The sequence below is a fragment of the Candidatus Rokuibacteriota bacterium genome (assembly GCA_030647435.1).
In the GTDB taxonomy this organism is placed as follows: domain Bacteria; phylum Methylomirabilota; class Methylomirabilia; order Rokubacteriales; family CSP1-6; genus AR37.
Genome location: JAUSJX010000005.1, coordinates 1 through 4,435, shown reverse-complemented (window position 1 = coordinate 4,435; position 4,435 = coordinate 1). Strand labels below are relative to the sequence as shown.

The 4,435-nt window shown below is 69.8% G+C and carries 4 protein-coding genes; 3 read left to right on the top strand and 1 reads right to left on the bottom strand.

The annotated features are described in order from the left end of the window. From Q7W02_00455 to Q7W02_00445, 3 genes are all read left to right on the top strand, one after another. On the top strand, positions 1-703 hold a 703-nt coding region (locus Q7W02_00455), incomplete at its 5' end, for a tetratricopeptide repeat protein (protein MDO8474661.1). Position 704: 1 nt separating this feature from the next. Continuing rightward, positions 705-2,738: a tetratricopeptide repeat protein gene (locus Q7W02_00450; GenBank protein MDO8474660.1), complete on the top strand. Its 2,034-nt coding sequence runs from the start codon at positions 705-707 to the stop codon at positions 2,736-2,738. A 279-nt stretch (positions 2,739-3,017) separates the two neighbouring features. Continuing rightward, on the top strand, positions 3,018-3,188 hold the full coding sequence (locus Q7W02_00445) for a hypothetical protein (GenBank protein MDO8474659.1): 171 nt from the start codon (positions 3,018-3,020) through the stop codon (positions 3,186-3,188). Positions 3,189-3,564: 376 nt separating this feature from the next. Here the strand turns inward: Q7W02_00445 and Q7W02_00440 are convergent, their stop codons facing one another. Continuing rightward, positions 3,565-4,065, bottom strand: coding sequence for a type II secretion system protein (locus Q7W02_00440; protein ID MDO8474658.1), 501 nt, complete (start codon positions 4,063-4,065; stop codon positions 3,565-3,567). Between the last annotated feature and the right edge of the window lie 370 nt (positions 4,066-4,435).

Genomic DNA, 4,435 nt, shown 5'->3' with positions numbered 1-4,435 from the left:
CAAGACGGTCCTGCCCCTCGACCTCTCCCCGCTCTACCCGCTGTTCGTCACCATCACCTGGTGGCACTTCGCCGTCGTCGCCGGGACCGCCCTGGTGGCCGTGCTGATGCGCCGCCGCTGGCCGGCTTTCACCGCCGTCTGTCTCGTGTACGCGATCACGCTGGCGCCCGTGCTCGGGTTCTTTCACAACGGCCCGCAAGCGGTCGCGGACCGCTACAGCTATCTGGCCTGCCTGGGTTGGGCACTGCTTCTCGGCGCAGCGGCTGCGCACTCGTGGGCCGGTGCGCGTGTGGCTCGGACTGCCCTGTGCGTCGCCATTCTCGCCCTCGCCGTCCTGACATGGCAGCAGACCTCCGCCTGGCGGAGCGCGGTGACGCTCTGGAGCCACGCCGCTTCCCTCGGTTCCGGAGGGCGCGCCGCTCACGCCAACCTGGCGGACGCTCTCGAAGCGGCCGGGCGCCCCGGCGAGGCCATTCCCCACTACTTCGAAGCGATGCGGCGCTCGGCCAAGAAGGCCTCGTGGCACGTCCGTCTCGGCCGGCTCTACGCGCGCGCGGGAGATGATTCGGCGGCCGTTCGGCACTTCGGCGAGGCGCTCGCCGAAGAGCCCGGACTGCCGGACGCGTGCGACGCCGGCCGCGACCTCGCGACGAGATCCGCGCCGGCCGCGCGCCTGCTCACCGCATGCGCTTCGCCTCGCTGACGTGCGCGACCTGAGCGGCGGGCTCCGGTGCGGCAACGGGTTCGGGCCGATCGGGGGGCTCGAGGCGATCGCGCCCGCGCTGGTCGGGCTCGCGACGCTCCTCGTATTTCTCCCGGCTCTCGGGAACCAGTTCGTCAACTGGGACGACGAGGTCAACCTGGTGTCCAACCCCCACTTCCGGGGGCTCGGCTGGGATCAGCTTCGCTGGATGTTCGGCTACACCCTCGGCGGACACTACATCCCGGTGACATGGCTGAGCTTCGGGCTCGACTATGTCCTCTGGGGCATGCGCCCGGCCGGGTACCATGCCACGTCCGTCGTCCTCCATTCGGCTAATGCGATCCTGTTCTACTTCGTCGCGCGCCGGCTCCTACGCTCGGCGGTCCAGGCCGACCCGCGCTCGCTGACCCTCGGCGCAGCCGCGGCCGCGCTGCTCTTCTCTCTCCATCCCCTCCGCGTGGAATCGGTGGCCTGGGCCACCGAGCGGCGCGACGTGCTCATGGGCTTCTTCGCCCTTCTGTGCGTGGTCGCGTACCTGAGAGCCATCGACCGCGCCGGCGGAGGCGCGCCTCACCGGGGATGGTACTGGACGGCCGTCGGGCTCTTCGGGCTCGCCCTCCTCTCCAAGTCCCTGGTCGTCGGGCTGCCCGTGGTTCTGCTCCTGCTCGACGTCTATCCTCTGCGCCGGTCGGGGAGAGAACCGGACAAGGCCGGGGGGCGGACGCTGTTTCGGCTGGCGCTCGAAAAAATCCCATTTGCCCTGCTCGCGGCCGCTGTGGCCGCTGTCACGTTGGCGGTGGGCGCCGGACACCGTCTCATGACGTCGATCGAGACGCTCGGCGTCCTGCAGCGCCTGGCCATCAGCGCGTACGCGCTGGCGTTCTACCTCTGGAAGACGGTAGCACCGGGGCCGTTGTCCCCGCTCTATACGCTGTTTCACCCCGTCGTGCCCTGGAGCGCGACGTACCTCGTGCCGGCGGCCTTCGTCGTCGTCGTCACTCTCGCCGCGCTCCTAGGGTATCGGCGGTGGCCCGCGGGCCTGATCGCGTGGGCGTCGTACCTCGTCCTCCTGGCGCCGGTCGTCGGGATCCTCCACAATGGCGCGCAGATCGCGGCCGACCGGTACACGTACCTCTCGTGCGCCCCGTGGGCGATCCTGGGCGGCGCCGGCGTGGCGTGGTCGCGGCACGCGGCGCGGAACGGGACACTGTCGCCTCCGGTGGGGACAGCCGTGATGGGGGCGACCGCGATCATCATCGTCGCCTTCGCCGGACTGACGGTCCGGCAGGTGGCCGTGTGGCGCGACTCGGTCACGCTCTGGACGCATGCGACGTCGGTCGAGCCGGCAAGCGAGATCCCGGTCTTCTACCTCGGATGGGCGCTGACGGATGCGGGGCGTTTCGACGAGGCGAAGGCCCACTTCGAGCGCGCGCTCCGGAGAACGCCCGACAACCTGCCGGACCTCAAGGCTCAGCTCGATCTGCACCTGGGAATCGTCGAGCAGCGGGCCGGGCGCCCCGGCGCGGCCGAGCGATACTTCCGCGAGGCGCTGGCCCAGGATCCCACGCATGCCGTCGCGCTCATCCGGCTCGGGACCGTGCTCCTCCAGCAGGGCCGGGCGGCCGAGGCGGAGGCCGCGTGGACGCGCGCGGCGGACGCCGACGCGCGCTGGAACCGGTATCCGCTCTGGCAGCTCATGCAGGCCATCGAGCAGGTGCCGACCGCCCGCGCGTCGGCGCGGGGCCGCCTTGCCCTGGCGCTGGGCGTGATCTTGCAGCGGCACGGAGAGTTGGAGCTTGCCGAGGAACAGTACCTGCTCGCGACCGCGCTCCTTCCCGACAACGCGGTTGCCTGGAACAATCTCGGCGTCGCGCACGCGCTCCGCGGCTCGATGAAGCAGGCGCTCGACGCCTTCGTCCGCGCCCTGCAAGTCAAGCCCGGCGACGCGCAGGCGTGCGCCAATGCCCGCCGGGCGGCTTCGGAGCTCGGCGTCTCTCCGCAGGAGCTCGGCGGCTGCCGTGCCCAGGCCGGATGACTCCTCGCTGGGTGCCGCCGGGCCTTGTCGTGGTCGTCACGCTCGCCGCCTTCCTGCCGACGCTCGGCAACGGTTTCGCTTCGTGGGATGACGCCCTCAACTTTCTCGACAATCCCGACTACCGCGGCCTCGGCCCGGCCCAGCTCCGCTGGATGTTCACCACCTTCCACGCCGGTCACTACATCCCCCTGGCCCTGCCCCGGCCACCACCCCCGCCGCCCTCCGCTGGGGCGCCGCCGTCACCGCCCCCGTCTTCGCCGTCCATCCTCTGCGCTCGGCGTGCTGATCGGCGGCGCGTGCCTCGCCTGGTTCTGCCGCCAGCGGTGGCCGGCGCTCACCGCTGCCGCGATCGTCCACGTGATCACAGTCGCGCCCGTCGTGGGCATCTTCCAGAATGGACCGCAGGCCGCGGCGGACCGGTACGCGCATCTCCCCTGGCCGCCGTGGTGACGCCCGGCATGCGCGCGGCGCACTTCAAGCTCGCCCAAGCCTACGCGGAGGACGGGCGGATTGCCGAGGCGATCGGCGCATACCGAGAGGCCATGAGACTTTCGGGGCCGAGCGCGGCCTGGGGACACCTCGCGATCGCGAGGCTACTCGAGCAGAGCGGGCCCGGTGCGGAGGCGAGGACGGAGTTCGCCGCAGCGCTACGCGAAGATCCGACGTCGCGGGAAGCGTGCGAGGGGATCGAGCGCCTCGGCGGGCGCCGAGGGACGCGTGGGCCGCCGCCCCAGGTGCTTCCGCGACGCGGTTCGTGACGCGCGCTAATGATCCGGCGTGGCGGAGCTGGGTCCGCCACGCCCACGCTCACATCCGGTGATCTAGGTCAGCAGGTTTCGCCAGCCGTCTTGCTCGTCGGCGGGGTCGAATCATTGGTATTGCACCGCAGCGTCACGCCGGTCGAGTCCGCGTAGAAGGCCAGCGACATGGCCTCCGTATTCTTGCCCAACACGCCCGACACCGCGATTTTGCCGTCCAGGACCGGCGGCGTTGCCGTGGAAACCGTCAGCTGCGTGTCCGAACTCAGTGTCCACCGCCCGTCATACGTCGTGTTCCCGGTGCTCAGGCCGACTCGGTTCCGGACTTCGGACACCACGCAGGTGCTGCCTGAGCCCTTCACCTGCACGCACCCCGACAAAGCCGTCAGGGCCGACCCGCCCAGCGCCTTCCCCTCCGCCAGCCGCGCGTCCTTCGTGTACCCGAGGTACAGGGGCAGCGCCACGGCGGACAGGATCCCGACGATCAGAATGACGATCAACAGCTCGACCAGGGTGAACCCGGCCTCGCGCTCCGTCCCAGCCAGCATCTTCTTCACATTGGTAAACATCGTTTCCTCCTCAAGATGGTTTAGTCATCACGGGCCTGATCCCACACTCCGCATGGCCCTGCTGCCGGCCATTACGTTAGCAAGGCCCATGCCCGGCACCCTCTACTGGCCCCCGAAGTCTGAAGGCCATAAAATCAGCGAGTTGTGAATCTTCGATCCGATTCGCAGCACACGGGAAGCCCACAATTTTGGTTGAGCCCCCGATTTTGGTGGCTCCGCAGCATGGCGGTAGCTAGTTTCTGTCGCGAAAGCCTGAATGCTCCGAGTTTTCACGGGGTTCGGGCGCGTGAAGATGCCGCCGCCGAGGCGCGGCGGCCGCCGGTTTTCGAGGAAACACGCGAAAGCGCGGGCGGTTTCTCATGGCTCGCCC

What these genes read in the sequence shown, in the direction of transcription:
- Q7W02_00440 (MDO8474658.1), bottom strand. Translation starts at nt 4,065, where the DNA reads ATGTTTACCAATGTGAAGAAGATGCTGGCTGGGACGGAGCGCGAGGCC.